General features: G+C 70.0%; 1 protein-coding gene and 1 pseudogene. Both read left to right on the top strand.

Annotated elements, in window-relative coordinates:
• A pseudogene (locus A9W96_RS08835) lies at positions 1-269 on the top strand (DNA-binding protein); the annotation flags it as partial.
• 287 nt (positions 270-556) lie between these two features.
• Positions 557-3,086 (top strand): type I polyketide synthase (locus A9W96_RS08830; RefSeq protein WP_156765166.1); only part of this gene is annotated, 2,530 nt, incomplete at its 3' end.

Raw genomic sequence — 3,086 nt, 5'->3', positions numbered from 1 at the left:
GCCGGGTCAGCGAGGTCGAAGACGTCACCACCCGAGGCCGCACCCACCGACAGATCGTCATCGGGGACAGCACCGGGGAAATGACCGTCACCTTCCGCCCGGGCCACGGCGGCGCCGACATCCAGCCCGGCCAGGTGCTGCGGATCACCGGGAAGGCCCGCCAGACCGGCACCCGGGCCATCTCGATGGTCGATCCGGCCTATCAGGTCATCGAGAACCCCGCGAACGACACCGAGTCCGAAGAGTCCGAAGAGACCAGCGCCACGTAACGACCCGCGGGATCGTGGATTGCCTCGTGCGTGAGTCGGTTTCGATGACCCCGCCCGCCGGCTCTCGACGACGGGTGGCGGCCGGATGTCGCGGCGCCCCGGTGGGCCGGGATGGGCGCAATTACGCAGTCGCGGCGCGGCTTTCGCGGCCCCTCGGCCGTCGCGGTCCGTTTTCGCAAGGCCGACCCGAAATTGTTTACTCCCGCTAAGCTGACCTGGTCCGAAGCTAAACTGACATCTGCATAATAGGCGACTCAGAGATCGGGCAAGGATAGGGGACTCGCACTTTGCGTGCCGTGAACGCCACACCGGTCGCCGTCATCGGGATGGCCTGCCGGCTTCCCGGCGGGATCGACTCCCCGCACCGCCTCTGGCAGGCGTTGCTGCGCGGTGACGACTTCGTCGGTGAGATTCCCGCCGACCGGTGGGACGCCGACCTGTTCTACGATCCCGAACCCGGCGTGCCCGGCCGATCGGTGACCCGGTGGGGGGCGTTCCTGGACGACGTCGGCGGCTTCGACTGCGACTTCTTCGGGATGACCGAGCGTGAGGCCATCGCTATCGACCCGCAGCACCGCCTGCTGCTCGAGACGTCGTGGGATGCCGTCGAGCATGCCGGCCTGGACCCCGCGTCGCTTTCCCAATCGCAGACCGGGGTGTTCGTCGGCCTGACCCACGGTGACTACGAGCTGCTGTCCGCCGACTGCGGCGCGGCCGAAGGGCCGTACGGATTCACCGGCACGTCCAACAGCTTCGCGTCGGGGCGAGTCGCGTACGCCCTCGGGCTGCACGGCCCGGCGGTCACCGTGGACACGGCGTGCTCGTCGGGGCTGATGGCCGTGCACCAGGCGTGCGGCAGCCTGGGCAGCGGCGAATCCGACCTCACCCTGGCCGGGGGCGTGGTGGTGACGCTGGAACCGCGCAAGTCCGTCACCGGTTCGCTGCAGGGCATGCTGTCCCCGACCGGCCGCTGCCACGCCTTCGATGTGCACGCCGACGGCTTCGTGTCGGGCGAGGGCTGCGTCATGCTGTTGCTCAAGCGGCTCGACGACGCCCAGCGCGACGGCGATCGCATCCTGGCCGTGCTGCGCGGCACCGCGGCCAATCAGGACGGTCGCACCGTGAACATTGCGGCGCCCTCGCCAACGGCTCAGGTCGCCGTCTACCGCAAAGCCCTGCAGCTCGCAGGCGTCGACGCGGCCACGGTCGGCCTCGTCGAGGCGCACGGCACCGGCACTCCCGTCGGCGACCCGATCGAATACACCAGCCTGGCCGCCGTGTACGGCGTCGGCGGTGCCTGCGCCCTGGGATCGGTGAAGACGAATTTCGGCCACCTGCAGTCGGCCTCGGGGCCACTGGGCTTGATCAAGGCGATCCTCGCGCTGCAGCACGCCGTGGTACCGCGGAATCTGCACTTCACCCGGCTGCCCGACGAGATGGCCCGGATCGAGACCAATCTCTTTGTGCCGCAGAGCAATACGCAATGGCCCGGCAAGGAGAACCCGCGCCGTGCCGCGGTGTCGTCCTACGGGATGTCGGGCACCAACGTGCACGTCATAGTGGAACAGGCCCCGAAACAGGCGCCGGCCCAGGCGGCGGACGAACCGCGAGGGCCGCTGCTGTTTCCCCTGTCGGCCACCTCCGCCGAGCAACTGCGCGTGACGGCAGCCCGCCTGGCGGCCTGGCTCGACGAGCACGGCGCTGCCGACGGCGAATGTGGCTCGTTTCTCAGGGATCTGGGCTACACGCTGTCGCGGCGGCGCGCGCACCGCCCGGTGCGTACCGTGCTCTCGGCCGGCACCGTCGACGAGTTGGGCGCCCAGCTGCGCGCGGTCGCCGAGAGCGACATCCCGTACCCACCCGCGGTGGGGCAAGGCGACCGCGGACCGGTGTGGGTCTTCTCCGGCCAGGGTTCGCAGTGGCCGAAGATGGGCGCAGAACTGCTGGCCAACGAGCCGGTCTTCGCCGCGACGATCGCCGCCATCGAACCGTTGATCGCTGCGGAGTCGGGCTTTTCGGTCACCGCGGCCATGTCGGCACCGGAGACGGTGACCGGCATCGAGCGGGTGCAGCCAACGCTCTTCGCGATGCAGGTCGGGCTCGCCGAGACGATGAAGTCCTACGGCGTGCGTCCCGGCGCCGTCATCGGGCATTCGCTCGGCGAATCCGCGGCCGCCGTCGTCGCCGGCGGGTTGTCGGTGGCCGACGGTGTGCGCGTGATCTGCCGTCGCTCGAAGCTGATGGCGCGGATCGCGGGCAGCGGCGCGATGGCATCGGTGGAGCTGCCGGGCCAACAAGTGTTGTCGGAACTGTCGATTCGCGGCATCTCCGACGTCGTGCTGTCCGTGGTCGCGTCGCCTACGTCGACCGTAGTCGGCGGCGACGCCCCGACCATCCGCGATCTGGTCGCGGCCTGGCAAGAGCAGGACGTGCTGGCGCGCGAGGTGGCGGTGGACGTCGCCTCGCATTCGCCGCAGGTGGACCCGATCCTCGACGAGCTGGTCGAGGCCCTCGCCGGCCTGCAACCGATGACGCCCGAGGTGCCCTACTATTCGGCGACGCTGTGGGACCCGCGCGAGCGGCCCTCGTTCACCGCTGACTACTGGGCCGAAAACCTGCGCTACACCGTGCGATTCGCGGCCGCCGTACAGGCCGCCCTCAAGGACGGCTTCCGCGTCTTCGGTGAGCTGGCGCCGCACCCACTGCTGACGCACGCCGTCGAGCAGAACGCCGGCAGCCTGGACATGCCCATCGCCGCCCTGGCGGCCATGCGCCGCGACCAGCAACTGCCAGTCGGCTTGCGCGGCGTCGTCGCCG

This window comes from Mycobacterium sp. 1245852.3 (assembly GCF_001669335.1).
Classification (GTDB): Bacteria; Actinomycetota; Actinomycetes; order Mycobacteriales; family Mycobacteriaceae; genus Mycobacterium; species Mycobacterium europaeum_A.
Note: the sequence above shows the minus strand (reverse complement) of the source record. Positions and strands in the feature narration are given on the sequence as shown.